The organism is Marinilactibacillus piezotolerans (genome assembly GCF_900114235.1).
In the GTDB taxonomy this organism is placed as follows: domain Bacteria; phylum Bacillota; class Bacilli; order Lactobacillales; family Carnobacteriaceae_A; genus Marinilactibacillus; species Marinilactibacillus piezotolerans.
This window is the reverse complement of sequence record NZ_FOSJ01000111.1, coordinates 1-1681: the sequence shown is the minus strand read 5'-3', so window position 1 is coordinate 1681 and position 1681 is coordinate 1. Positions and strand designations below refer to the sequence as shown.

Genomic DNA, 1681 nt, shown 5'->3' with positions numbered 1-1681 from the left:
ACCTGAATAATTCATAGCTCTGTAATTAAGCCTGTTTTCTTGAACAGATTATTTGTTTTTGAAAAAATTAGCGACTTTTTCATTAAACAATGTGTCTTTGGACTTGATTTCTACTGAATCAATCTCTTAAGGATTTTCTTAAGTGTTTAAGGGCATACTTCTCCCTTGAAAGTGAAGGATTGAAAATTTTTTTGCATTTAAGGGTCTAAATCCATTGCCTGGATTGCCTTAGGCGCTCAAAAACCTTATAAAATTCAGCTTGATATACATGGTAACTCGACAGTTTGAGATAAGCTTGTCTCCCTGTTTGAACGAGTTTACCGGCAACTTTAAGTAATCGCAATCGAATGGAATGAATCGTCATGCCCTGATTCAGTTTCTCAAACGCAATGGTCTTCAAAAAATTGACGAGGTTATAAGCCAAGACACTCATCATCATTCTGACATGGTTTTCCAGGAATCGTGGACTATCGGTTTTATCAAAATAAAACCCTGATTTCGCTTCTTTGATAAAGTTTTCCATTGTACCGCGTTTACCATAAAGAGAGAATACAGCTTCAGGAGAGATCGTCTCTGAAAGACTAGTCACAATAAACGAGTGTTGAAAGAGAAGTTCTCCTCCTTCACGAACAGATCGAATACAGACACGACGAGGTTTGGACCATGACTGAGCTTGATACAGTACAGAAAAATACTGAACTTCTCGCTCTTCCCATTTTTGGTTGTCCCCGTACAGGACTAATTGTTCAGCTCGTTGACTGAGCTTTTGATTGTTCTTTAACCGGATCACATAATGAGCGCTGTTGGCTTCGCAAGACTCATACACCTCTGGTGTAGCGAACCCACTGTCTCCCCGTACCAATATGTCGGTATGGGGTAATGCCTCATTGTAGTGAAGTAACAACGGGTCTATAAACCCTTTCACGCCTTTGGATGTGTATTGGTTCCCTGAACGCAGTTCAGCTTTTAAGAAATCTCCAGTCAGTCCGTCAAAGGCAACTAATGGGTGGTAGCCGTAGGTTTGATAATGTGCATTATAATCTGTTTGTTCTTGATGGCCAAAGGTATCTGAATGGGTAGAGTCAATATCTATGATCAATTCTGTATCATTGCGGATCAAACGTGCTTGATCGATTAATGCTTGATTCAAAGACTGTAGTTGATGGATATTTTCTTCTGAGAAACGGTCTAGAAAACGTGAAAGTGATGATTGAGAGGCTAAAGGCTTCTTGCCTAGCACCATTTGGAATACGGGATCTTGTCTTAAAAGATTCGCTGAAGAGTCTGCCGAATAGCCAGCGACCAGCTGCATGATGAACTGCTCAAGTATCGCTATATTATCATGGGTGAAATAGGCACGATGATCCGTTATGTGCAACAGGCCTTTGGCCAGTTCAGAGAAATTGAAGGTATTCATGACTTCTTTAACTAAGACTAATCCAGAATCGCTTGATAAGCGACCACCTGTATGGGAAATAGTGATGTTTGAATTGAATTTAACTTGATTTTTGTGTAAGCTAATCATTAGAAGAACTCCTTTCTTGTGGTTGGTTTAGTCACCTTTACCATATCAGAAAGGGGTTCTTTTTTCATCACTTAAAGGGTGATGATATAAAAAGTTAATTTCACCTGCCGTTAGGCAGTTTCTACATGTTCCAAAAGAAAGTATGAATTATTCAGG

Annotated in this window: 1 protein-coding gene; it reads right to left on the bottom strand. The window is 39.4% G+C overall.

What is annotated here, in order from left to right:
* Positions 1-205: 205 nt before the first annotated feature.
* Positions 206-1525: an IS1380 family transposase gene (locus BM212_RS12280; RefSeq protein ID WP_091898823.1), complete on the bottom strand. Its 1320-nt coding sequence runs from the start codon at positions 1523-1525 to the stop codon at positions 206-208.
* Positions 1526-1681 lie beyond the last annotated feature (156 nt).

Coding starts and splice junctions, on each gene's coding strand:
- BM212_RS12280 (WP_091898823.1), bottom strand. CDS start 1,525: ATGATTAGCTTACACAAAAATCAAGTTAAATTCAATTCAAACATCACT.